The organism is Shewanella indica (assembly GCF_033842865.1).
Lineage (GTDB): Bacteria > Pseudomonadota > Gammaproteobacteria > Enterobacterales > Shewanellaceae > Shewanella > Shewanella indica.
The window spans coordinates 2198802-2223318 of the sequence record NZ_JAWXXR010000001.1 but is presented as its reverse complement, the minus strand read 5'-3'; the positions used below and the strand labels follow the sequence as shown (position 1 = coordinate 2223318).

The window sequence follows — 24517 nt, the reverse complement described above, 5'->3', positions numbered from 1 at the left end:
AAACTGAATGCACCACTGCAATCAACCCATTTATGCCAAGGAAAACTTCTGCGGTCACTGCGGAGAGTCCCTGCCTGAGCAGCCCAAACTGAAGAATATTGAGGATGTCGCCCCTGAGATCCTAAAAGATCTCAAACCCCACTATTCCGGCGCCAGGACGTTCACCGGCCGGGTCAACTCCAGTTTCCTCTACAAGCGGCGCCGGGTAGACAGTGGCAATAACCTCACCTACAGCTACTGGTGGCTTGAGCTGGAAGACAAGGACGGCAACATAGAGCGGGTTAGTGTCAACGCCGAGAACAAGTTCTACGACCAACTTCGCCGCGGCGATGTGCTGACCTTGTTTTATCCGACAGACTACACCCTGAATTACCGCATCGAAGGTAAAGACGCCAAACGCCTGGTCAGCCATAACCATATGGCTCCGGCAGCCATCAGTCATGAAGCCGACGGTCAACGCTCCACCATAGTGCCCGACTATGAGCCGGGTAGCCAATCCAGCGCCTTCTGGTGGCTGCTGCTGGGGATTGCCAGCGCCTTGTTGCTGTACTTTGGTGCCAAGCAACCCACAGAAATCGCTATCGGGGTGGCCGTGGTTCTGTCTGTGGTGTGTTTCATTCTGGAGCGTCAACGCAACCAGAAGAAACACACCAGGGAACTGCGCCGCTACGAGGCGCTGCAACTGGCGATGAAACGCCTGTTGTCTGTCACCCAAGAAGCGCTGGGCTACCATATCGCCCAGCGGCCGAGAAAAGACTCGGATATTTTCTGCTTCAAATGCCAGAGTCGCATCGACGGCGAACACGGCTACTGTGTTCAATGCGGCAGCTCGCAGCAGCAAGCACCGGCAACGGCCGCCAACAGCCTCAGTGTCCGCGATGAGGAAGAGGCCATGATGCGGCAATACAGCCTGAGTTACCGTGAGCCCTATCTGCACAAGCATGTCTTGGCCGGCGATGAAAAGGGTGAAGTCAGCGTCTCTTGTATCATGGGCAAAGTGCTCGACAGAAGTGCCAGCGCCAGTGTCGATGACTTCACGGTCACCACCACTAAAACCACCACCACAGACCATTATGTGGGTAACAGATTCTCCCACAGCACCACAGACACTGAAACCAGCAGCCATCGCAGCCGCAGCTCCAACGTTGATGGCGAAGTCTTGCTGCAACTGGCCGATGGTGAAGTGCGGGAGATGCGCTTCGGCGAAGATCTGTTGGGGGATCTGGATGTGGGCGATTGGATGATTTACGCCAGCTCAAGGGCCAAATTGGGCGTTGATGACTATAACCGTGAGTACGCCTATAACCTGACCAAGAGCAAACGTTATAACAACACATCTTTCCAGCAATACGGCAAGCTCAACGGCGCAGGCACCTGGATCTTGTTGGCGATTGCCGCCTTGATCTTCAACTTCTGGGGCCCGGATCATATCTGGTATCCGCTGTTCGATATGCTCTACTTCCCGCTGCTGGATCCCATCTACAGCACCTCCTTCTTTAGACACAACCTGACCCTGGTAGTGTTTATCATGGTCAGTGCAGTACTGCTGGTTTGGACCCTACTGTATGGTCGGCGTAACCAAGAGCGTAAGCGCAAACTGCTGTCACGCCTGACCGACCATATCGACGGTTTTACCCGCGCCATCCCAGAGTTGAAGGAAAAGCTTAAACGTATGGGCTAACTCCGGTTTATACTCCCCAAGCCACCTCACGAGGTGGCTTTTTTGCCCCAGAGAAAAATATAGAGAATTGAGAATGCAAGTAGCCTATATAAACGAAGACATTAATGAAGGGGAATCACTATTTAGTGCGGTCGATATTCGCTCGTCACTTTATGATGACAATGACTTTATCCCAACAAGTTGTCTGAATGAGATTGTATGGCAGGACACTGACATCCTCGATATTGAAGCGCTGGATTTAATCAGAGGGGGCGCTTTTAATGTTACCAAGGAGATAGCCGAATTAATCATGAGCTTTGACCCTTACGGGGTCGAAGTCTATCCCTCCAAGTTAACCTGCGCCGGCTCAGGGGTTTTAACCGATCGTTATATACTGGCAGTAGACAACTTGGTGGATGCCGTTGATACCGAAAACAGCATCAAAATAACCAAAGCTACCAGCCGGTTTTTCTTATCGGCTGAAAAAATCAATAAACTCCCCGAAAGTAAAAGACACGTATTCAAGCCGATAGGAATGACGAAAACATTCTTCTCTATTGAACTACTTGAAGCCCTCATACGCCTGGACGAGGAAGGAAAGATAAACACCAGCATTGTGGCTTTCTCATTTGATACATCCGAAGAAGCACCTAGAATATAAACCTTTAAAAAGGATGCGCCTGGCTATGAGTCCCACTAATAATGCCGCTATGAATATAACCATGAATGATTACGCGCTGCTGTCCAGACAATCTCTGGCTGAATTTGCATTCCAGCCAACCCCGAAATCCACAGTCACTCTTGAACCAGACCTGCTTCTGGAAATAACATTCTCCCCCAAGCTTTTTATTGTCAACGATATAGCAGAGAGAATCGCGGAACGGGTCCAACATGGTGTCGAATGGCTGGACGCAAGGGTAGATTGCTCACCAAGCCAACCATCAAAAGATCAAATAAAAGTATTTGAAAACTTCCGTATGCCGTACATACACCAGACTTATCGGCTAACTAATGAAGAGAAGCAATATGGCAAGTTAAACTGGTTGGATTTGGAAACCGCAAAGCTGGATTTTTCACGCCTGGAAGGTGTCCCACTTGAAGAGCGACTAATATTTAAGCTTGAAGAGGATTTCGGTTACCTGTTTATCCATAACAGCGTGGTAGCTTTGCTTAAAAAGCATGTAAAAACAGTTTGGGTAAGAGATGTATAAAAAACACGCTTATGCATTAACAACTGCCTATTGATGCCCCCTGGTATGACTTTTTTCGACCCGCAAATTTCTTTCGCGGTAATTTGCCTTGCTATAACCCAAAGTTGAATATCAAGTACAAAATAAACAAGAGTATTGCCCATATAGCCAGTCCCGAATTCAGATAATAAGTGCACCACTCATGGTTAAACGGTGAGGAGAGATCAACTGCCTGTTGGTGATACTCTGTAGTCGCCAAACAAACATGAGTAGTTACCATGAATTACAAGCAGTTGATCGAGGGACAACGATACCAGATTGAGGCCTATTTACGCGAGGGTTTCAGTTATCGGGAGATAGGAAAACGTCTGAAAGTAAGTCACAGCACAATCAGCCGGGAAGTAAATCGCAATCGAATTCGGGATAACCATTACTTGCCGGAAGTCGCTCAGGCGAAGGCATTAAAACGCCGTTGTCAGTCCGCGAAGTCTAGAATATCTGGACTGACCATCACCTTTGTTGAGTTCGGTCTCAATGAGAAGTGGAGTCCGGAACAAATAGCCGGTGTCGGTAAAATCATCGGATATAACGTCAGTCACGAGTGGATTTATGGCTATGTCCAGCGTGATAAATTATGCGGCGGCAAGTTGTACAAACAGCTACGCCAGAGTCACCGAAGATACCGTAAAGGTAACCGCGCGAAGCGTGTGATTATCCCGAATCGCGTAGGCATAGAGCATCGTCCCGCTATCGTGAACAAGAAAAAGCGGTTTGGGGACTGGGAAGCTGACACGGTTCTGGGCAAGCAAGGTACGGGCGCGATTGTCAGCCTGGTTGAGAGAAAAAGTAAGCTGTACCTGATACGCAAAGTGCCAGCGAAAAGCGCAGTCGATGTGGCCCGGGCAATGGTTGGCATGCTGTGGAAATATCGAAGTTATGTTCGAACTATCACAGCGGACAACGGCAGCGAATTCTGTGACCACGAACAGGTCGCAGAAAAGCTTAAAACGGATGTCTACTTCGCTAACCCTTATTCGTCCTGGGAACGCGGACTGAATGAAAACTTCAACGGTTTGCTGCGGCAATACATACGGAAAGGCACCGATTTGCGGACGGTAACAGATAGGCAAATTAGTGAGATTGAACGGGCATTAAATGCCAGACCGAGAAAGTGCCTCGGCTTCAGGCAACCTATTGCGGTATTCAATGAATTACGCAAGGCAGCCTAATTTAGCGAGTGGTGCACTTCGGAGTTGAATTCGCGGTTTGAAAGCCGCTCTGATTTCAGTGATTAGCGCTGCCAACTCTGAATGATACAGGGAATAACGTTCAGCTCTTCCAAACAAGATCCCCATATACAGATCATAGTCGCCTAGTTGTTGGCCTATTTGTCCCCAAAATGTCCTGTTTTTATCCTGATTGGTCTGAGTCAGTTTATGCAGTTTCAGACATGCTCTTACCCAAAGAGAGAGCACCACTAAACATAGGAATAAAAAGTAAATTCAGCCACTTATACTTTCCTTGCAACGCTTGCGGTAAGGGTTGAAAACCTTATTTTACACCCGATTTCAACAACTCTGCGCATTAATTCGCACAGGCGCCGAGCGAAGCCGAGTTGACCACTTTCCTGACAGACAAACCGGCCTGCTTTAAGCGCCAGAGCCACTATAGTCCCTCGGCGTAACAGGTTGCCGAAGGGCTCAAGCTGCAGCGCAAACAGCTTATTGCGGCAATCATTAAGCCCACACGGCTAAACCATAAATAAAGCCTCAACAGCCAAATAACAGCGATGAGGCAGAGCTATCGCAGTCGCTCTCGGCCTTAAGCTCATCGTCGTAAACATCACGACTGCCCAGATACTCACCGTGTTCGAACGTCTGGATATAGTAAGCTTTACCCTGGATGTAAGACACGGTTTCGCCATGCTCTTTACCGTCCTGATAACGGGCGACCTTGTTCAGTAACCCATCTTCGGTGAAATAGTAAAAACTGCCCTGCGCCTGTCCTTTGGCGTCATATTGCTCCCGCCCCAGTTCGTAACCCGCTGCAGAGTGCGCCAGCCAAGTGCCGACTTTTTTGCCGTAATGATACTCCCCTTGCCAGAGGGACAATTGGGTTTCATAGGGATCCTGGTACTGCCACTGGCCATGCCGTTTGTCCTGGCTATAATTTCCCTTGGCTTGCAGCTCGCCTTTTTCGCTGTAGGTTTGGTATTCCCCCTCAAGCTGCCCGTGCCGGTAATGCGCCAGCTGTAACAATTGGCCATCGTGTACCTGGATTTCTTTCACTTCACCGTGCAACCGCCCCTGGCTATCACGCTGTTCTGTGCGGCGGTTACGGGCATCTTGATAAGTCCAAAACCCCACCTTTTTGTAATGGGCATATTCGCCCTGCTCCAGCAGCTTGCCGCTGACCAGTTTCTTCTCATAAGCACCGTGAAGCTGGCCTTCTTGGTAGTGACTGGTCTCTATGTAGGGCTCATCATCCCAGAGCCCCTGATACATTTGCACGGCCAGCCCCTCGCGCTTGCCCTTGAGTTTCTCCTCTCGTTCGATGACAACGCCGTTGGCATCAAACTTCTGGTATAAAGTCCACACCCGGGTCATATCCTGCTGCATTCTTGAGCTGAGTTTGCCGTCTTGGAAGTATTGTCTGTCGAGGATCTGTTTGTCTTTGACAAAACGGGCGTTGAACTCCATGGTCTTGCTGCCGTCATCGGCAAACTTTTGTTCAAAGACCAAACGGCTTTTTTCGTCAAAGCGCTGCAACTGCTGCAGCTGCGAGCTACTGGTATAAAAGGTTTGCTGCTCGCCCACCTTTTTGCCCTGCTGATAATGTTCAATTCGAGTCAGCTGTCCCTTGGCATCATACTGGCGGCTTTCCCCATGCTCTCGATTCTGCCGGAAACTGGTTTCCCGACTAAGCTGGCCATTTTTATGCCAGCGTTTGGCCGGTCCCTGTCGCTGACCATCCACATAGACATACTCGGCCTCTTGGACACCTGTATCCCAGTATTCATAGGCTTTTCCCTGCTGACCTTTAGGGCCAAAGGTGTCAATGGAGGACAGCTCACCATTGCGGTGATAACGTTTGCGCTCCCCTGTCAGTTTACCCGCCAGATACAGACTGCGCTCACGCAGTTGCCCACCCGGGTAGTATTCCAGTTGCTCCCCTTCCGGCAGACCATTGACCAGCGAGTGCTGCGCCTGCAGACTGCCATCCTGGTAATAGTGGCTGTCTTTACCGACGCGTTTGTCGCCCAACTGCTGATAAACCTCCTCTAACTGACCGTTACTGTAGAAGTTTTTTTGAGTGCCTCTTTGTTCACCATCAACAAAACCGGCCTCCATGGTCAAGATGCCGTCTTCATCATAGAAACGGATCGGGCCTTCCATCTCGCTGTTATCGTTATAACGGCCATCGGAAGACAGCTTGCCGTTATTGTGAAAGAACTGGTAGTTACCCAAGGCATTTTGAAAGATACCCGGCTTGGCAAAGCTGCCCTTGAATCTGGGGGTATCCGAGCCGACATAATAGATGGTGGTCTGCCAACCCTGTTGATCTTGAGTTTGCGGATCTTTGACATAAAAACTGGCCTGGCGCTCACTGTCGACCACTTGCCAATCCTCATTCAGCCACACTGTCTCGGCGCTGGCCATCCAGCTCATCAGGCCACAAAGTAATATCAATACACGCATTTTCTTGTCCTTAAGGCAGTGGCGGGAAACTGTTGACCCAGCGGATATCCAGGGGTTCGCCCTGGTAGTCGAGTTTACCGATACGTTCCACGCTATCGGCAACCCTTAGGTATTTGTCTTCCATGATGGCTTCGCTCAGCGGGATATCCTCTGAACTCAGGTAGCGCGCCTGCTTGTCCAGCAACGGCAGTTGCACATCATCGGCGCTGTAGAGATGGTAATTCTGCAGGAATTGCTGCACAGATTGCTGCCGATCCAGCTCGCCAAACACTTCAAGGGGCACCAACCAGGCACGTTCACCCGGGGTATAGTCGACAGAGTTCCATACCGGGCGACCATCACAATGCAGGTGACTGGGTATTTCCAGACCATAGAAATAACGGCGTATACCATCCTCGGTACTCAGTTGGTACTCGACTTGAGTCGTCATGCGCTCGTTAGGCTTTGCTTTCCAGACCAAAGCCGATGGCCCTTGTTTAAAATCGCCTTCAATTTGCAGCTGGCAGATACCGGCCCAGTCCTGCGGCAGAATCAGCTTGGCACCCTGTGGCGTATCGGCCTGAGTCGCAAAGCTGGCCGGATCAAAATCGACCGCCTCTTCGTCGGTATCATTGTAATAAAGGTAATGCTTGCCCATGGGAGGCAGAGTGTAATCAGCGGCAAAGGCCTCTCGGCTTACCCAGCGCACCTCACGGCTGAAACCGGCTTGTTGCTGATCCAAGATGGCATGGAAGGTTACCTCAGCTGCCGGCTTGGTCAATTTCACCCGAAAAAGTTGTTGGCCGCTAAACAGCAAACTGCGATCCATGCAGTTGAGCCACTCGGGGCCACCTTGCGGTGTCTGATAGCGGAACTCGCCTTCAAGCCCATCGAAAAACGGCACCAGATAACCATCGGCGCCACTGAAATGCAGCAGATACTCGCCCTCTTGCTGCGCTACCGGGGTAATAGTGAGTGTGCCACCGGCCAGCGCCAACTGCTGCTCCTGCCCAGACCGCCATTGGCTGGAAACCGATACCAACTCGAGTGGCGTATAGTCTGCCACGGCACTGAAGGAGGATATTTTTTCAAACTGGTTTCGCTGATCCCATCCCAGGGGCACAATCGCGGTGCTGGTGATTAGCGCACCACTCTCCCGATAGGGACCCAACTGGCTGAGTATGCTCCACTCCATTGCAATGGGTTTATCTTCGGCATCCAGCGCCTGCAGATCTCGGTAGCGGATTTCCCCCAAAACTTCTCTATCGACTTCGGTCAGCAAGAGTTCCAGTTGCAGATGTTCTGACTCGCCACGAAATGTGCCCTTGCCATATTGGAATAAGCTTTCGGCACTGAGCTCAAGCCCATCGGCTGGCTTGGGGGGCGATGCCATGATGGGGTTCCAGTTGTCCATATCATCGAAGGCGATTTGTTGCCTCAGATCGCCCACCTGATCGAGCAGATCCTTGCGCGACATCACTATCTGTATATGGTTGTTGCCTTGTTGGCCCATGGCGTCAATCTTGCTCTCCAGCACCAATACCATTTTCTGCAACCAACCACTCTCACGCGCCAGGCGCATATGACCATACAGGCGACTATCGCCGCTTTCGGCGGTCAACTCTGCGTCCACTATCTCCGGGGTCACCTTAGTGACCAATAGTTCCGTTTGCTGACCATTGAACCCCTCGAGTATCAGCTTACTGCCCTCTTTGGCGGGGATCTTTTGCAACACACCGGGAGTCTCCATCCCCTGAGTCAAATGCTCGATTAACTCAGGGCCCGAGCGTGCCAACATCTTTTGCCAGCTCTCTTCATCCTTGCCCTTAAATGCCAGTAATTTGCCGGAGTCTTTATCCAGGGTGATTTCAAAGCCGCTGGAAAACATCTGTTGCAACTCGGGCTCATCGTTTGCAGCGGTAAAACTACTGAAACTATTGCCGCCACCGGACATAGTCATAAACCTGGGCACCAGCTCCAGCTTTAGTGTCGGCGAGGTCTCAATCACCTCATAGTGCATCAAAGAGTTGCTGTACTGAGTAAATACCCGTCCGCCAATATCTATGTTGGCTTTTGTCTGCACCCAGTAATCGACTCGATCGCCTTGTTTAGGGTCAAATTCAACATGGGAATTGGGGGTACACGCGGATAAGAGCCATAACAGGCCGAAGAGGGAAAGATACTGCTTCATTTCATTCCTTGAAGAAGAACGCTGAAAAATTAGCGCCACATTATGCCAAATCAGAAGTCACAATTCTCCTGCTATTCGACCATATACGCCGTATCGAACTGAACCCCAAGACTACGACTAAAAACAAAAAACCAAGCCCCATGACTCTTGGCAGGTTTTCTCTCAGCCAGGCTTGAATAGAGTCTTTAAAAATAACCCAAAGCAGCTTAATTTTGCGATGTCCCGATGAAGGTACCAGGCGTTTCTTCTGTTAAAATCAACTCAATCTGAATGCTTGAAACCAATGAGGAACTTATGAACCCTATTATTGCCCTGCTGAAAGAGCACAATATCAGCGATGAACAAATAAGCAGCCTGTTCCAGAGCCTGACCGAAAATCCTCTGATGGCCATGGGTATCTTGGGTCAGTTGGGATTGCCACCGGAAAAGCTGCAGGGGTTGATGATGCAGGTGATGCAGAACCCAGCCCTGATCAAAGAAGCCGTGGAAGAACTGGGACTGGATTTTTCCAAGGTTGAAGCCGCCAAAGCACAAATGAACAAACCTGTTTAATCCTGTGCGCCCTCAAGGCCTGACTCACATGGCTTTGAGGGTCAATTTCATGCTCTGTCATGCATCAGGTATTAGGCTGATAAATTGGCTGGGCCATCAGCTCAGTTCGCTGCAACGCTTAGGAAGGTGCGAATAGGTCCTCGTGGCCTTCTCTTTTGTAGAGAGTGGCTTACACAGCAATTGGCGCTCAAGGCATCTGACTGAAGGCATGCCGGGGCATGTTGAAGTCGAATAACGCAGAGAGCCGGTTGCTGTGAAAGCCCCGAAGGGCGTGGCTTACAGATCTGTCTGCTGTGTTGTGCTTCTTGCAAAGGACTAGGGCCATTTGCTGCGAACCACGCCTTGCATCCAGGCCTGTAAGCCGACGCAGAGCACACATGGGACTTGTTCGCACCTTCCATTTTTGATAGTTCTCTGAAGCAATACCCGTATCAAGCGCCCGGCAATTTCTGCAATAACTTTGATGCCCGTCCGGATTGGCCGCGGTCACTCGTGCCGGCGTATTACCAAAATCAGTGGGATAGGGATGAAATATATGTTCCTCACCATGAGTCGTTGAACAGTTGGGACACGACTTAAACTTTCGGCAGCTTCCCGGCTCCTGCTTACGTAACATTCCGCTATTCAAACGCCCACCACAAAAGTTACAGCTCATCAGCTCTCTCCCTGTTATTAACTGATATTCAGCATGGCAAAACAGCTCACGCTGAGCAAAAGATAACCAAAGGCCTGTTGAAAGCCAATCTCTTATCTCTCCGTGATATTTTCCTAGCACAAGATTGAGACAAATCGTGTGCGTTTAACAAACACGCTACAAAACGCTACATCATTTGCCGTGCCACCCACTGAGTCGGCGTGCTTAAGTAGGTGCTCGGTCAATATTCGACCAAGGATGTATGGGTCGATGATCGAAAGCTGAATTTATCCCAATCATACAGGAGGTATTCCAGTGACAAGATCCCAGTGGTTCAAGCGTCTGTCGGCGCTATGTCTCGTCTCAGCCAGTTTGCTGCTGACACCCGCCGCGATAGCCCAAAAACATCTCAAACAAAATCTCAGTCAATTGACCAATCAAGCGTCCAGCATAGTCTCGGGCCAAGTGGTGTCTGTGACCGATGGCTTTGATGAGCGCAAACGCCCCTATACCCAGATAACCATTCGGGTAGGTATGGATGCCAAACACAAACATAAAGCAGGCAGCGAATATACCTTCCGCCAGTTTGGTTTGCTCAAGCCCCGCTCCATGGGTAATGGCAAAGTCTACCTGGGCGTATCACCCGAAGGGTTCGCCCGCTGGTCGGTTGGCGAGCAGGTAGTGGCCTTTATGAATCCGGATCTCGGTGCCGGCCTGACTTCTACCGTAGGGCTGGAACAAGGCAAATTCACTGTGCAAAACGGCAAAGTCAGCAATCAACTGGGCAACATAGGCCTGTTTGATGGCATGAACACTCAGTCGCTCAGCCCTGAAGAGCAGAGCCTTATCACCACGGCCGGTGCTGTGGATGCCGCCGCATTTATGTCTCTGGTTGGCAAACTGGTACAGGAGGCCAAATAATGAAGCTTTCAAGAATTGCCACTGCCTTACTTTTGGGCTCAGTCTCCTCTGCCGCGCTGGCCGGTGGCCCGCTGTATATTCACGAACCTACAATGCAGCCCTATAAGTGGGATACGTCCAAGGGGGCGATTCCCGTCTATACCGACGGCGGCCCTGTGATTAAAAACAAGGATGGCGTTGACGTACAAACCTTCACCGTTCTGGAAAAAGGGCTGGTGTTCAATCTCGACATCACACTACCGGACGGCACTGTTATCCCGGCAGGTACTGTGTTGGAGCGGGATTACACCTTCCTCAGCATAGCTCAGGCCAATGCCATTACCGCCAAGGCCGTGGGCGAATGGTCTGCGGTGGAAACCTCCACCTTTGAGATGTCGGTGCAGGGCACCATTGAACAGCAAACCGGCATCAAAGATGTGAATCAACATAACGTCGATCAGATCTATTCCGCCGTTAACGGCTATGGTTTCTGGGTCAACTATGACACCGACGGCCAGATCCTGGAACAGTATTTCGGCGTACCACGCAGCCAGGTGCTGGGGATAGCCTTCCCCGAGTGGGCCGATGAAGAAACCGGTGAAATCCTCGAGGCTACTGCCTTGATGAACGGCTGGTATGTGGGTATAGATGACACAGAAGGCGAAATGATTGCCGGGGTATTTACCCATGAATTCGGCCACGCCCTCAACATGTCGCACTCCCAGGCCAATGGCCATCTCAGCTATATGTCAGCCTCATACAGCCCGCAATATGACGGAGTACCGGGTTGCGCCATCACCAATCAATACACCAGCGCCAGCCAGATAGCGCCGGACACTATTGAAACCATGTTCCCCTTCATCAATGTGTTAGGAGTTCAGGGTGCCGAGCAATCAACTGTTAATGTGCGCGACGATATAGTCAATCTGTCCGACCTCTATCCAACAGCGGAATATCGTTCAGGCTACGGCTCGATTTCCGGCACCTTGTACACCAAGGAAGGAGTGGACTATTCGGGCATGAACATGGTGGCCCGCAACCTGGATAACCCTCTGTACGATGTGGTCACTCAGCAGTCCGGCAACCTGACTCAAGGGCTTGTAGGCCCGGATGGCAAGTTCACCATCAATGGATTGACTCCCGGCGGCCGCTATGTGCTCTATATGGAGACCATCAAGGCCGGTGGTTATCCTACCCGGCAAACCTCCCTCTTGTCAGAGGCCGAGTATTGGAACAGCAATGAAAGCAGCAATCCGGCCAGCGATAGCGCCTGTGATTTCACTCCTATCATTGCCGAAGCCGGAGTAACCAAGCAGGCAGATATCTATTTCAACGGCTATAGCGATGGCATCCAATATACCCCGTTGGTAAGCGCCTTTGTGCTGGATCATGCCAAGAACGGCAAACGTGCCATGGGGATAACCGGCACTACGCCTTTCCTCTATGATAGCACCAAGAAAGCCCTGTTCGAGCTGCACCCGGCCGGGAATGCCGTGGCTGCCGGACACGCCACCATGAACAAAAACGCCACCAAGGCCGGCGTCATGGCAGACTTCAGCGGCAACGGCATCAGCAATGCCGCCATCTGGGATCTGCGCAGCGACAAGTTGACCTCGCTTGGAGATCTCAACGGTAACAGCTGTGGTGGTTCGGGCCAGTCAGGCACCAACTCCAGCTATGTCTGGGATATGGACGATAGCGGCGACACAGTTGTCGGCACCGCCTATATGGATACTGACGGTAACGGCGCCTGCCAGAGTGCATTCAAAGACGAGATAGTACCCTTTATCTGGACCAAGAAAGCCGGTATGCAGCAACTGCCTTACCAATTTGCCGACAAGGTTCAATGGCTACGTGCCGACAGGATAGCCGGCAACGGCAGTACCATTACCGGTACTTATGATGGCACCAGTCAGGTTGCCTGGGTCGATGGCCGCTTCCACGACACCTCGGCTGAATTTGGCGCCCAGGACTCCTCAGTGATCTCCAACGACGGTAACACAGTTGGCTTTGGTACCCGCACCGGAGTCACCCTGTGGCATACGGACTCGGGCCAACAGGAGAACATAGGCAGTCTGCGCTGGTGTGAGCAGGTACCTTTCAATCACTTCTTCCTGGGTAATCTGTGTGCCGAAGGTTGGGATCACGACAGCATCAGCGCCGAATTTGGCGTACCGCGTATGCTGCTGCTTGATGCCAGCGACGATCTGTCGATGATTACTGCTCGCTCCGGCAACCTGTTTACCGGTTTCAGTGGTGGTATCTACCTGGAAGGTTTGGGCTGGATGAGCACCAAGGAGTTCTTCGCCAAGCAGGGCGTTACCGAAGCCAAGGCACTGACCATAGATAACCCATTTGCCATCAGTGCCAACGGCTCTGAAATGATGGGTGGTATCGCAGGAGCAGTCTTGTCTATCGATGTCGATCTGAACAATGCCTTTGTCTGCCGTGATGGCCAGGATGTTCAGCTCAGCTTCCCTAAACAGGTGGTTGCTGCCGTTAAAGGCGGAGCCGAGTTTGGTCGCTGTGCCCACCTGAACGATTAATGCAAAGTTGAAATGAGTCACTGCCAACGGGAGCCACAAGGCTCCCGTTTTTTACTGAAACCTATTGTGTGCTTGCAAAAAACCGACAAAGGCCATTCACAATATGTCATTTCGCGCCGTCCCGAAACGTACTATAAGCGCGCGCTGACTCTGTCCCTGCTGACTATAAAGCGTATTCTTTGCTTTGATTGGCCCATTACAGAAACCGGCTTCCCCTGCCAACTGCCGGTATAACCCAGCATATTGCGCACCGAGATCACCTCGCGGGCATCATCGAGAAAGTGCTCGGCAATGTAGTTGGCCCACCAAGAATCGCCGGGCATGATAACTGTCTTGGCAAAATCGCCTTTGGCGCCGTTGGCATGTGCTGCCATAAGCTGTTTCTCGGATAAAAACTGGCCCGAGTCTACCGGCGACGCCAAAAAAGCCTTGAGAACAAAAGTCCGCTTGCGGGGATTTATTGACCAAAATGCCACACTCCTCTCAGCCAACTACACGGCTATTTTAAGGTAGGCTCAGAGCCGAGTCGGCACTATAAACTTTGCAAACGGCGCCAGCGCTGCTTCAGCCCCTTGTGATTGCTGCGCACCAGCTTCCAGCGTTCACAGGCATTGAAACAGGCATAGTCGCCAATGGCCCTGGTAAGCTCGGCCAGCAACATATCATCCAAAGGCCGGTTGGCATACTCGGGCTCCAACACCAGGTTTTGCAACAACAGGCATTGGCGCAGCCGGTCGGCCTTGACATCGACCCGGCCGATAAACTGCTGGCGCCAGAGGATGGCCAGGCTGAAATAGCCGTAGACCCGCTTTTCCTGCGGCAGGTACACTTCCAGTTGATAGTCAAAGCCAAACCATTGCTTTAAGCGGTTACGTTGAATAACCAGATTATCGAAGGGATTGAGCAGCCAGACCCGCTCCGGGATCTTGGGCACCGCGCTCAGCTCTGCCGGGCAGAAATACTGCTGACCATCGACCTTGAACCGCTGCAGTTCACCGGCCTCCAGCCCTTGGTCCAACACCCGCTTGATAACCGGCCGCATGCCTTTTCGCAGATAGGCAAACTGGGCCTCTGAGCCAAAACCGTTGGCATTGAGAAAGCGGTTCACCAGATACCGGCCAAACTCATCATCGTCAGGCTCCCTGGTATCTATGCCCGGCGGGAGCACTCGCTCGGCCAAATCATAAACCTTTTGAAACCGCTCACGCCGCAGCACCATTAACTCGCCGCGCATAAACAGCTGTTCCAGCGCCTTCTTGGCCGGTTTCCAGTCCCACCAACTGCCACGTTGATCACTTGAGTGTTCAAAATCACTGGCCTTGAGCGGCCCCTCGGCGCGCACTCTGGCAAGCACTTCCCGCATCAAGGGCTCGTCCGGTTCAAACCAGTGTTTATCCCCCTGACTCAGTTGCCGTTTGCGCTGCAGGCTGTACCTGTAGTCACTCATGGGCAGATAGGCCGCAGCGTGAGCCCAGTACTCGAACACCTCCTTATCGGCCATAGCCTGTTGCAGCTGTTCGGGGTGATAACCGGGCAACCGATTGTGCAGCACATGGTGATGGGCCCGCTCGACCACATTGATGGAATCTATCTGGATATAGCCCAACTGACGGATCACGGCCGCCGCCGAGTTCGCCGGTTGCAACAAGCCCTGGCGCTGCAGATTGAGCCTGAGCCATTCATCGATAGTCAATGGTCCATACAAGGGTGTATCCATGGTGCCTGGCTCCCGATAACCTTGGTTTAGCGTGGCGCTATGATGACAGCTCAATGCCGTTGCCAATGCGAGTAATCAGTTTGCCCTTTTCATGGCTTTCGAAGCAAATTTGCACTTCAGTTCACAAAAAAAACGGTTTTGTTCATGGCCGGAGTTGAATGGAAAGCCGGATTATGCGCATATAGCTGCAACCTTTATTAGAATCGACAATAACCAAGGTACATTATGAGCTCACCTTCCTCTGCACGCTGGCCGCGGCAGATCCCCTTTATCATTGCCAGTGAAGCCTGCGAGCGCTTCAGTTTTTACGGCATGCGCAATATTCTGACTCCCTTCCTGATGACGGCTTTGCTGCTGTCGGTGCCGGAAGAACTGCGTCAGGGCGAAGCCAAAGATGTGTTCCACTCCTTTGTGATCGGGGTGTATTTCTTCCCCCTCTTAGGGGGCTGGCTGGCCGACCGTTTCTTCGGTAAATACCACACCATTTTGTGGCTTAGCATAGTCTATGTGATTGGCCATGCCTTCCTGGCGATTTTCGAAACCAGCAAAACCGGCTTCTATTCGGGCCTGTTTCTGATAGCCCTGGGGTCAGGCGGCATCAAGCCGCTGGTGTCCTCTTTCATGGGCGATCAGTTCGATCAGAGCAATAAGTCGTTGGCGCAAAAAGCCTTCGATATGTTCTATTTCACCATCAACTTCGGCTCCTTCTTCGCCTCGCTGTCGATGCCGCTGCTACTGAAATTCTTCGGCCCTTCGGTGGCCTTCGGTATCCCAGGAGTATTGATGTTTATCGCCACGGTATTCTTCTGGGGCGGCCGTAAACGTTATGTCCACCAGCAACCCGAGCCCAAAGATCCACACGGCTTCCTACCTGTGCTCAAGAGCGCCATCTTCACCCCCGTACCCGGCAAGGCCAATACAGGTTTGCTGCTGAGTGCCATAGGTATACTGCTGGCGCTGTTTTCCCTCACCCAATACAACAGCCTTGGAGTGGTAACAGCGCTATGTCTGGCAATGGTGCTCTTGATGGGCTTTGTCGGCGTAGGCGCCTCCATGCAGCTTGAGCGGGCCCGCAATCAACACCCGCTCGAGGCAGTGGACGGAGTGCGCGCCGTATTTCGCATCTTAATCCTGTTTGCCCTGGTCACCCCCTTCTGGTCGCTGTTCGATCAAAAGGCTTCCACCTGGATTTTACAGGCCAACGACATGGTCAAGCCGGATTGGTTTGAACCGGCCATGATGCAAGCTCTCAACCCACTGCTGGTTATGCTGCTGATCCCCTTCAATAACTTCGTGCTCTACCCCATGCTGGAGCGCAATGGCGTGCGCCTCAATGCCCTGCGTAAAATGGGTGCGGGTATCGCCTTCTCCGGCCTTTCCTGGATAGTAATAGGCAGCATTCAGTTGATGATGGATGGCGGCACCCCCATGTCCATCACCTGGCAAATACTGCCTTATGCACTGCTGACTTTCGGTGAAGTACTGGTTTCTGCCACCGGATTGAAGTTTGCATACAGCCAGGCACCCAAGTCGATGAAAGGCAGCATCATGAGTTTCTGGACCCTATCGGTCACTGTGGGCAACCTCTGGGTGCTATTAGCCAACGCCAGCGTCAAGAGCGATGCCGTGACCAATCAGATTGCCGAAACCGGCCTGAGTGTCACCGCCTTCCAGATGTTCTTCTTCGCCGGCTTCGCCCTGCTGGCCGCCTTGGTGTTTGCGCTCTATGCCCGCTCTTACACCATGCAGGATCATTATCGGGCAGTGGAACCGCAACAGGCTTAAGGCGTTTGCCGCCAACCTGAGCGGTAAAATCTCCTTGATTTAAAAACCCCAAAGACCCAACGTGAGTTGGGTCTTTTCATTAATGATAATAACCGCCGGAAACCAAGTTATTCCCTCCCCCGAACGCGGCGCTGCCAAGAACAACTTTTACACAAACAATCCTGTGCCTGGGTATTGGTTAAGCTGCAGCTCATCACCTGCAGTGAGGATGGGCAGGAAGCCCGAATGCAGTGAAGAATAGGATGTTCGAGAACGGCCTTTCGCACAGGCGATTCTGTAACACGGCGAGAGTTGCGTAGCAACGTGCTTTCAAGTACTGCCGTTATGCATGGATGCATTTGCTCCACGACTTTAGGCCGCTGGCACAGCGGCTAGCATGGCTTCCAGCTAAAAGTATCTAAGCTAGTATTGCCCGAGCTTCCGGCGATGGATGTTGCTCATTGCCTGCCGCCGGCTTATGCATAGGCGATCCTGTGACATGGCGAGAGTTGCACAGCAACGTGCTTTCGAGCGCGAGCCAGGGACGGTGAGCCGGCCGTTAAACAGGGACGTTATTCAAGTACATCCCTTATCTCCATGGATGGAGTGTATGCCGACATTTGTCTGGAACAAATGCGGTAGTCGCCTCGCCATCCCTGGCTCGGAAGGTCACAGTTCCGCCTATGCCTGGAAAATAGGCGTATGTCTGTAGGTATATAAGCAATTTCAAGCAACGCTATGATTGCAGAATTGCACCGACTTTCCCCCTCGGTGTCGCCGAAAACTGTTGGCGCAAATAACGTGGCTGAAACATGGATGCCGAATCAGCGCCCAATCTCCCTGGGTGCAGCCTCATTAGTCTCTATCGCGAACAGAGTTTTGCTCCAGTAAACAAAGCCTCCCCGTGGCAAAAGGTTGCGACTGAGGTAAAATAACCCATCTTTTGTCGGCGGCATCTCATACTTGCATGACTCCACAGCGGCTTTACCTCTCAAGCACAGTCTTTTTTGCTGCTTGCTGCTGCCCCGCCGCCGGCTCGCATTCTCCCGGAAACAGGCAGATAACAATAACCCCGCCTGCCGGACTTAGCCTTAAACCCTACACCCAGAGGAATACTCGTCATGAGTCTTGCTGATTCCGTTCTAGCCGTAAACAATGATCTGCCTATCCGCACCGACAAGCCGGTTCACAGCGGAAAAGTGCGCAGTGTCTACTGGTTGACCGAGGCCGACAGCGCCAGATTGATCCGCGAAAAGGGCTATGATGTGCCCGCCGATACTCCGCTGGCGATCATGGTGATCTCGGATCGTATCTCCGCCTTCGATTGCATCTTCCACGGCGAAGAAGATCTCAAAGGGATCCCGGGCAAAGGGGCAGCACTCAACGCCATCTCCAACCACTGGTTCAGCCTGTTCAAGGAAAAAGGGCTGGCCGACAGCCATATTCTCGACATTCCCCATCCCTTCGTGTGGATAGTACAAAAGGCTCGCCCGATAAAGGTAGAAGCCATTATTCGCCGCTATATTACCGGATCCATGTGGCGCGCCTATCAAAAGGGTGAGCGGGTATTTTGCGGCATCACGCTGCCGGAGGGATTGCAAAAGGACCAGCAGCTACCCGAGTTACTGATCACCCCATCGACCAAGGGCATACTCAAGGGGATCCCTGGGGTGCCGGAGCAGGATGATGTCAACATCAGCCGCGCAGATATCGAAGCCAACTTCGAGGCCTTCGGCTTTGAAAAGCCTGAAGATATCGATCTGTACGAAAAACTGCTCAAGCAGGGATTCGAAGTCATTTCCGAGGCGCTGGCACAGCAAGATCAGATCTTTGTCGATACCAAGTTCGAATTTGGCTATGTCACTGACAAACAAGGTCAGTCCAAGCTTATCTATATGGATGAAGTGGGAACCCCGGACTCTTCACGTATTTGGGATGGCAGCGCCTACCGTGACGGTAAGATCCTCGAGAACTCCAAAGAAGGCTTCCGTCAGTTCCTGCTCAACCACTTCCCGGATCCGGATATCCTGTTGAACAAGGACAGAATGCCGGAACGTGAAGCCCTGGCCCGCGACAACGACCTGCCACTGGAGGCCATGATGAATGTCTCGCGTACCTACACAGGTATTGCCGAGAAAGTCACCGGAACCAAGATTACTCTCTCGGATAATCCCAAGGCAGAAATCATCCGAGTGCTCAAGGAACAATACAGCCTGGTGGACTAAAGCATTCTGCCGCGGCTGCTGATGAGGCAGTTTCCCGTTAAGCATAAAGCCCAGAATGTTATTACTTGTGGTTGGTAGCATATAAAAAGATCTATTCATTTAGGTCTTTTTTATATCAATTGACCTTTACCCCGAATTTAAGACAACCACCACCGCCATAGGCAGTGGTTTGGGGTGACAATAGAAAATAATATATCTCAGTATATTCTTCATTAGCTCTCCAGATTGACAAATTAAAACCTCAACTTTATGAATCAATTCATCAACAATTTGAAAACCTAAATTTAAATAGCCACTTAATTTTTATCACAAATTAAATCATGAGTACTACACTGAACCGTCTAACCCGTTTATTCAATCAAATATCTAAGCTAAAAATTAATTCAATTTCATCATCAAGTCTTCTGCCCGTTGGTGTAAACCCAAGCTTTTGGTAAATATAGAGAGCATTCCCTTCCTCTTTATCCATTGTGGTTAGCGACACGCCTTTTAAACCAACAATGGAAGCGTATCGCTTGCTGAAGTTAATCGCGTGACTCCCCAATCCCTTTCCTTGAAAACGATGGTCAATCATGACACGCCACACGTACAAATGATCCTTTTGAAAGTGATCATCGAACTTATCGAGTAATCTTGGATCGATAAGAGAGATGAGCCCTGCTGGCTTGTCGTCTAAATAAATGCCGTAGCTGACACTATCGTCGTTAAAACTCGCCTCTGCAAGCCATTCTGCGTTACTAGCAATAAGATGCTTTTGAAGCTCTCCCACTGTAAGGTCAATAATGTCATCGATGGTGTTACCGTTTATTTTTAAAAAGCTAACGTTATTCATGGTTATCTTCCTTGGATAGGTATTTATCTAAAATTATTTTTGCAATGTATAGATCTTGATAGGCAATTCCTGAGCTATCAAAAATAGTAATGTCGTTTTCGTTCCTTTCTTTTAATTGAAGCTTGTCGCAGATCTGATATATCTCTTTATCTGGTGCATGCTGGAACTCACCAATTGTTTTGGACTGAGGTAAATAGTCACAGTAGAGGATGGCATTCTCAAATAGTGATGGCGGCAGTTCTTGTTTTCCTACTTTATCTGCTCCCATTGCAGAAATATGAGTTCCAGGCTTTATCCACGACGATTCAAACAAAGGGGCGGTGGATGCTGTGACGGTAACAATAATATCTGCGCTTTCACAGGCTTCTTGAGCAGTCTTGATATCAGTTGTTAAACCTTCATTGCTTAGCTCTTGCGCCAGTTGGTTAGCGCTAGTCTGATTTCTACCAATAATCAGCACTTTAGATAGGTTCCTAACTTTTGAAATGGCAAGCGCTTCATATTTAGCCTGATGACCCGTGCCAAATAACGCTAGTACCGTTGAATCTTGTCTCGCCAATAGATCAACTGCGATGGCATCGGCTGCAGCGGTTCGATAGGCATTAACCAAACTTGCTGACAAAATGGCTTTCATTTCTCCCGTATCAGGTGAGAGAAGAAAGATATGAGTACCATGGTTTGGTAGCCCAGATTGATTATTGTAAGGCCAATAACTTCCCATTTTCCAACCAAGCAATTGATCTGTACGTGCTGATTTGAGTGAAAACATTGAGCCTTCTATCGGGCCTGATGCGTTAACCACTGAAAATATTGATGAGTGCTGCTCTTGTACTGCGGAAAAGGCCGCTTTGACTGCTTTGTATGCCAGTTCGTGAGTAATTAACGCTGCGGTTGTTTTTTCATCTAAATAAAGCATGTTACCACCCTGAGATACGTTGCCATTGTTCAATTTGCCCCTCGACCAAGTCAAAGACATGGTATTGACGGTGCATTGCGCTTGTAGAGCATGCATGATTTGGGACTATGTGTACTCGAGAACCAATGGGAAAACATTCGAAGTCAATCTCGCTTCCAGAAGCCGCTTCGAGTATGCCGTGCTCTTGATTTACCTGCACGACTTTCAGTATTTTACTCTCTTGACCATTCGGTTGGAGAACCACGCCATAACATTGTTCTTCATGGCCTTTATCTAAAGAAAGAGCCATCCAACCAGCATCAACAAATATTTGTCCCCTTGATTTATTGTGTCCAATAACACTACTTACTACTGAGATTGCTATATCGTTTAAGGTACACACTCCAAGCTGATGCATCACCAAATCAAACAACGAATAGACACCAGCTCTGACCTCTGTAATTCCACTTGTGTTTGTGTATGAACATGCCGTTGGGGTAGACCCTATGCTGACTATTTCGCAATGAATCCCCACTAATTCGAGGCGTTTCGCTGCAAGTTGTGCAGTCGCTACTTCATTACTGGCTGATTGGTTTAGCGCTTCTTGAGACGAACAGTGGTAAGATTCGCCTGCGTGAAGCATCACACCTTTAAAATCGGCAAAACCTTTATCTAAGCTCTTAGCCATAGCAATCAAGGCTTCGGAATCTGCACTGACGCCACCTCGGTGTCCGTCACAATCAATCTCTATAAGACAGCTAATGACACACTCATGTTCCTGAGAGTAGGTGTTAACAAAATCGACTTGTTCCATGCTATCAAGTAACACCACAATGCTAATGCCACGTTTCAGTAACTGCTCGACTCGTAATAGCTTTTCTTGTGATATACCAACTGCATAGAGAATGTCTTTACAACCATAATTAGCAAGCTGTTCTGCTTCCTCAAGGGTAGATACAGTGATTGGGTCCTCTAGAGAGTCAATTAAGTAAGGAAGCGCATCTAACGACTTTACCGTTTTAAAGTGGGGTCTTAGTGACGTGCCCAGTTTCGAAATATGACTGCACATTTGCGTGAGATTGTTTAAAAACTTTTGTTTGTCCAGGTAGAGAAATGGTGTGCCGATGGCATTGTATTGCTTTTCTAAATCAGGGTGCTCTGTATGTTTAATCATTTCATTTACCTAAGCTCGAAAATTGCAGTTCAATGTCGATGAAATAATTATGAGATAGGAGAAAGTTGAATTATATTAACAAAAATCTACTTATAGATTAGGTTGAAAGTTAATGTTGACGACAGAAGATATTCGATTTCTTGTGGTAGTGTCTAACCATAGAACATTGGCAGATGCAGCTCGTGCGCTCAATATAACGCCTCCATCAGTCACTCAGCGTATTCAACATATCGAAAAGAAGCTATCACTTAAGTTACTTCAACGACCTTCGCGTGTGGTTAGCCTAACAGAAGAAGGGCGCGTCTTAATCGATACCGGTATTTCGATCCTTGAGGACTTGGATGAACTCATCGATAAGCTCAATGAAAGCAGAGGGGATGTCAGTGGTCGTCTACAAGTTTTGGCGCCCCTTGGCTTTGGCAACGATGTGATAGCCCCTTTATTAGGTGAGTATAAACAAGCTCATCCGCGCCTAGAGGTGGAGTTAGAATTGTCAGACAACCCAAACTGGGCAAACCATCATAAATGGGACATTATCATCTACATTGGCCACTTAGCGGATTCCAGCCTTAAGATGGTGAGCTTGGCCCCAAACAAACGCTTTGTTTGCGCTTCGCCGGAGTATCTATCTCGTCATGGACAGCCTAAGACTCCGCAAGATCTTAAGAAGCATCAATGTATTGCCTTGAGAGAGAATAATGAAGATGTCACGCTGTGGAGCTTTACTCATGCAGTGACAGGGGCCATAGAAAGTATTCGTATTCGCCCTTCTCTTGCAAGTAATGAGGGCAGAGTGATTAAAGACTGGGCGTTACAAGGCTTGGGGATCATCATGCGATCCGAATGGGACATTCAATCACAGATTGATAGTGGTAAATTAGTGCGGCTATTACCTGATTACGAGCTTCCAAATGCCGATATTGTTGCCCTAGTGACTTCTGCTGCGCATGAGAGGTCGGCGCGAGTCACTGGCTTTTTATCTCTACTAAAAGATCAATGCCAAAAGGCGCCGTGGTTAAATCGATAGTAAGTTGGTTATCGGAGTTTTGTACTACAAACCTAATTTTTTTACAATGATGATTCATCAAAGTAGAACAAAAATTCTAACCAGTTAATGCCCACAACTAAGTTAGCTATTCAACTAACTCATTGTGGATTAATCTTTATTACCTTTTGGCAGTGACCTTTACCCCGAATCTAGGGAATCCCCAGATAATTCCCTTTTTATTCAATTCAGTAGACACGCATGGTGTTGATTGATCTAATTGATTTCGCCAAAAAACTACCAGATCCAACACCATGCGTGATGTCCACATCTTACACGATTTACTCAAAAAGCAATGCCCACAAATACATCAAAAACGGCTTAATTCTCTGATGGTTGCTACAGAAGCGTTACTTGATGGCAATCAGTTGTCACTGACTCAGCTTGGTCGCAATATCTCTGGCGCGGTGGCGCCAAAGCACAACATCAAACGGATAGACAGGCTACTCGGCAACCCGCATCTACACTCTGATAAATTCGCTATTTATCAATGGCATGCAAAGTTACTCTGTGCAGCTAATCCCATGCCGGTAATCCTCATTGATTGGTCTGATGTCCGTGAACAACTGCGGATGATGACATTGCGAGCCTCTGTCAGTGTGCAAGGGCGCTCGATTACCCTGTATGAGCGTACTTTCAAGTTTGCCGACTACAATGCTCCTCGCAGTCATAACGCCTTCTTGGCTGAGTTGGCACAGGTGCTGCCGTCCCATGTGTGTCCACTGATTGTCACCGATGCAGGTTACCGCAATACCTGGTTTCAGGAGGTGGAACGATATGGTTGGTTTTGGCTTGGCCGTGTCCGTGGGGATGTCGGCTTTCTCCTGGCCAATCATGCCCAATGGCAGTTGAATAAGTCGCTTTATCCCTCCGCCACGGCGAAAGCCCGACATATTGGTTACGTAAAACTGGGACGAAAATCGCCTATGTGCTGTCATTTACATCTGTACAAGGCTGCGCCGAAATATCGAGCCGACAAGCGGTCATCCAAAGCAGGACGCAATCATACGGCACAACAAAGTTACCGTCTTGGCAGTAAAGAGCCTTGGTTACTGGCAACCAACTTGCCTACGGAGGCGTTCTCGTCAACGCAGGTGGTCAAACTTTATGCCAGACGGATGCAGATAGAAGAAACCTTTCGCGACCTCAAAAGTCCCCAATACGGCATGGGACTCAGGCAAAGCCGCAGTCGTTGTCCACGCCGTTATGATGTGTTGTTGCTGATAGCTTTGTTGGCAGAAATCCTGCTTTGGTGCATCGGTCTGGCAGACAGGCATCTGGGATGGCAGCGGAGATTTCAAGCCAATACGATACGTGACAGAAACGTGCTATCTGTGCTCAGACTCGGCAAAGAAGTGAGACGACGTCCGGAATACTCAATCAAAGAATCGCATTTTCGCTGGGCTTGGGGTGAATTTCTTAAACTGGTTAACACCTCTGGGAGGCCCGAATTATGAGGGGATCCTCCAGACCCCGAATTTAAGACCATGACATTGATGAGATTTCCAATACACT

At 50.0% G+C, this 24517-nt stretch carries 17 protein-coding genes and 1 pseudogene; 11 read left to right on the top strand and 7 right to left on the bottom strand.

Annotated elements, in window-relative coordinates; translation table 11 throughout:
- The first annotated feature begins 7 nt into the window (after window positions 1–7).
- The 4 genes from SIL79_RS10045 (at window position 8) to SIL79_RS10030 (ending at window position 4079) form a co-directional block, all read left to right on the top strand.
- Window positions 8–1681: a hypothetical protein gene (locus SIL79_RS10045; protein ID WP_100144837.1), complete on the top strand. Its 1674-nt coding sequence runs from the start codon at window positions 8–10 to the stop codon at window positions 1679–1681.
- 73 nt (window positions 1682–1754) lie between these two features.
- Window positions 1755–2321, top strand: a complete 567-nt coding sequence (locus SIL79_RS10040; protein ID WP_319619232.1) for an imm11 family protein — start codon at window positions 1755–1757, stop codon at window positions 2319–2321.
- A 25-nt stretch (window positions 2322–2346) separates the two neighbouring features.
- Window positions 2347–2871 (top strand): hypothetical protein, encoded by a 525-nt coding sequence (locus SIL79_RS10035; protein ID WP_200887989.1) that lies wholly within the window; start codon window positions 2347–2349, stop codon window positions 2869–2871.
- 257 nt (window positions 2872–3128) lie between these two features.
- Window positions 3129–4079, top strand: coding sequence for an IS30 family transposase (locus SIL79_RS10030; protein ID WP_319619231.1), 951 nt, complete (start codon window positions 3129–3131; stop codon window positions 4077–4079).
- Between the two features lie 540 nt (window positions 4080–4619).
- Here SIL79_RS10030 and SIL79_RS10025 read toward each other — a convergent pair.
- Window positions 4620–6548 (bottom strand): toxin-antitoxin system YwqK family antitoxin, encoded by a 1929-nt coding sequence (locus SIL79_RS10025; protein WP_039034116.1) that lies wholly within the window; start codon window positions 6546–6548, stop codon window positions 4620–4622.
- A 10-nt stretch (window positions 6549–6558) separates the two neighbouring features.
- On the bottom strand, window positions 6559–8718 hold the full coding sequence (locus tag SIL79_RS10020) for a hypothetical protein (protein WP_071476666.1): 2160 nt from the start codon (window positions 8716–8718) through the stop codon (window positions 6559–6561).
- Window positions 8719–9012: 294 nt separating this feature from the next.
- Here SIL79_RS10020 and SIL79_RS10015 point away from each other — a divergent pair, with 294 nt between their 5' ends.
- The 3 genes from SIL79_RS10015 to SIL79_RS10005 all read left to right on the top strand — a co-directional run bounded on the left by SIL79_RS10015 (window position 9013) and on the right by SIL79_RS10005 (window position 13350).
- The gene (locus tag SIL79_RS10015) at window positions 9013–9270 is read left to right on the top strand and encodes a DUF2999 family protein (RefSeq protein ID WP_039034164.1); all 258 of its coding nucleotides are present in this window, start codon (window positions 9013–9015) and stop codon (window positions 9268–9270) included.
- Window positions 9271–10219: 949 nt separating this feature from the next.
- Window positions 10220–10825, top strand: a complete 606-nt coding sequence (locus SIL79_RS10010; RefSeq protein WP_319619230.1) for a hypothetical protein — start codon at window positions 10220–10222, stop codon at window positions 10823–10825.
- The gene (locus tag SIL79_RS10005) at window positions 10825–13350 is read left to right on the top strand and encodes a hypothetical protein (protein WP_319619229.1); all 2526 of its coding nucleotides are present in this window, start codon (window positions 10825–10827) and stop codon (window positions 13348–13350) included. Before SIL79_RS10010 ends, SIL79_RS10005 begins: the two co-directional genes overlap by 1 nt.
- Before the next feature lie 191 nt (window positions 13351–13541).
- On the opposite strand, the pseudogene deoD reads toward SIL79_RS10005, so the two are convergent.
- Window positions 13542–13724, bottom strand: a pseudogene (gene deoD, locus SIL79_RS10000) (purine-nucleoside phosphorylase); the annotation flags it as partial.
- Between the two features lie 158 nt (window positions 13725–13882).
- The gene (locus SIL79_RS09995) at window positions 13883–15055 is read right to left on the bottom strand and encodes a winged helix-turn-helix domain-containing protein (RefSeq protein ID WP_405130435.1); all 1173 of its coding nucleotides are present in this window, start codon (window positions 15053–15055) and stop codon (window positions 13883–13885) included.
- Between the two features lie 237 nt (window positions 15056–15292).
- Here SIL79_RS09995 and SIL79_RS09990 point away from each other — a divergent pair, with 237 nt between their 5' ends.
- Together SIL79_RS09990 and SIL79_RS09985 are read left to right on the top strand one after the other, a co-directional pair.
- On the top strand, window positions 15293–16852 hold the full coding sequence (locus SIL79_RS09990; protein ID WP_319619228.1) for a POT-type proton-dependent oligopeptide transporter: 1560 nt from the start codon (window positions 15293–15295) through the stop codon (window positions 16850–16852).
- A gap of 1100 nt (window positions 16853–17952) precedes the next feature.
- Complete coding sequence (locus tag SIL79_RS09985) at window positions 17953–19056, top strand: phosphoribosylaminoimidazolesuccinocarboxamide synthase (protein WP_039034111.1); 1104 nt, start codon at window positions 17953–17955, stop codon at window positions 19054–19056.
- A gap of 358 nt (window positions 19057–19414) precedes the next feature.
- Here SIL79_RS09985 and SIL79_RS09980 read toward each other — a convergent pair whose 3' ends face one another.
- From SIL79_RS09980 to SIL79_RS09970, 3 genes are read right to left on the bottom strand one after another with little or no spacing between them, the layout of a single operon-like run.
- Window positions 19415–19888 carry a GNAT family N-acetyltransferase gene (locus SIL79_RS09980; RefSeq protein WP_144360901.1) on the bottom strand — a complete coding sequence of 158 codons (474 nt, stop codon included), beginning with the start codon at window positions 19886–19888 and terminating at the stop codon, window positions 19415–19417.
- On the bottom strand, window positions 19881–20804 hold the full coding sequence (locus tag SIL79_RS09975) for an ornithine cyclodeaminase family protein (RefSeq protein WP_144360900.1): 924 nt from the start codon (window positions 20802–20804) through the stop codon (window positions 19881–19883). Before SIL79_RS09975 ends, SIL79_RS09980 begins: the two co-directional genes overlap by 8 nt.
- 1 nt (window position 20805) lies before the next feature.
- Window positions 20806–21957, bottom strand: a complete 1152-nt coding sequence (locus SIL79_RS09970) for an alanine racemase (RefSeq protein ID WP_162207267.1) — start codon at window positions 21955–21957, stop codon at window positions 20806–20808.
- A 112-nt stretch (window positions 21958–22069) separates the two neighbouring features.
- On the opposite strand from SIL79_RS09970, the gene SIL79_RS09965 reads away from it, so the two are divergent.
- Both SIL79_RS09965 and SIL79_RS09960 read left to right on the top strand, forming a co-directional pair.
- Entirely contained in the window at window positions 22070–22984 is a 915-nt protein-coding gene (locus SIL79_RS09965) for a LysR family transcriptional regulator (protein WP_144360898.1), read from the top strand.
- A 272-nt stretch (window positions 22985–23256) separates the two neighbouring features.
- Window positions 23257–24459 carry an IS4 family transposase gene (locus SIL79_RS09960; RefSeq protein WP_162207266.1) on the top strand — a complete coding sequence of 401 codons (1203 nt, stop codon included), beginning with the start codon at window positions 23257–23259 and terminating at the stop codon, window positions 24457–24459.
- The last annotated feature ends 58 nt before the right edge of the window (window positions 24460–24517 follow it).

Bases quoted from the DNA above. Each gene is read 5' to 3' on its own strand.
- SIL79_RS10020 (WP_071476666.1), bottom strand. From the start codon at position 8,718: ATGAAGCAGTATCTTTCCCTCTTCGGCCTGTTATGGCTCTTATCCGCG.
- SIL79_RS10035 (WP_200887989.1), top strand. From the start codon at position 2,347: ATGAGTCCCACTAATAATGCCGCTATGAATATAACCATGAATGATTAC.
- SIL79_RS09970 (WP_162207267.1), bottom strand. From the start codon at position 21,957: ATGATTAAACATACAGAGCACCCTGATTTAGAAAAGCAATACAATGCC.
- SIL79_RS09980 (WP_144360901.1), bottom strand. From the start codon at position 19,888: ATGAATAACGTTAGCTTTTTAAAAATAAACGGTAACACCATCGATGAC.
- SIL79_RS09985 (WP_039034111.1), top strand. From the start codon at position 17,953: ATGAGTCTTGCTGATTCCGTTCTAGCCGTAAACAATGATCTGCCTATC.
- SIL79_RS09960 (WP_162207266.1), top strand. From the start codon at position 23,257: ATGCGTGATGTCCACATCTTACACGATTTACTCAAAAAGCAATGCCCA.
- SIL79_RS10005 (WP_319619229.1), top strand. From the start codon at position 10,825: ATGAAGCTTTCAAGAATTGCCACTGCCTTACTTTTGGGCTCAGTCTCC.
- SIL79_RS09975 (WP_144360900.1), bottom strand. From the start codon at position 20,804: ATGCTTTATTTAGATGAAAAAACAACCGCAGCGTTAATTACTCACGAA.
- SIL79_RS10040 (WP_319619232.1), top strand. From the start codon at position 1,755: ATGCAAGTAGCCTATATAAACGAAGACATTAATGAAGGGGAATCACTA.
- SIL79_RS09990 (WP_319619228.1), top strand. From the start codon at position 15,293: ATGAGCTCACCTTCCTCTGCACGCTGGCCGCGGCAGATCCCCTTTATC.
- SIL79_RS10045 (WP_100144837.1), top strand. From the start codon at position 8: ATGCACCACTGCAATCAACCCATTTATGCCAAGGAAAACTTCTGCGGT.
- SIL79_RS10025 (WP_039034116.1), bottom strand. From the start codon at position 6,548: ATGCGTGTATTGATATTACTTTGTGGCCTGATGAGCTGGATGGCCAGC.
- SIL79_RS10015 (WP_039034164.1), top strand. From the start codon at position 9,013: ATGAACCCTATTATTGCCCTGCTGAAAGAGCACAATATCAGCGATGAA.
- SIL79_RS10030 (WP_319619231.1), top strand. From the start codon at position 3,129: ATGAATTACAAGCAGTTGATCGAGGGACAACGATACCAGATTGAGGCC.
- SIL79_RS09965 (WP_144360898.1), top strand. From the start codon at position 22,070: ATGTTGACGACAGAAGATATTCGATTTCTTGTGGTAGTGTCTAACCAT.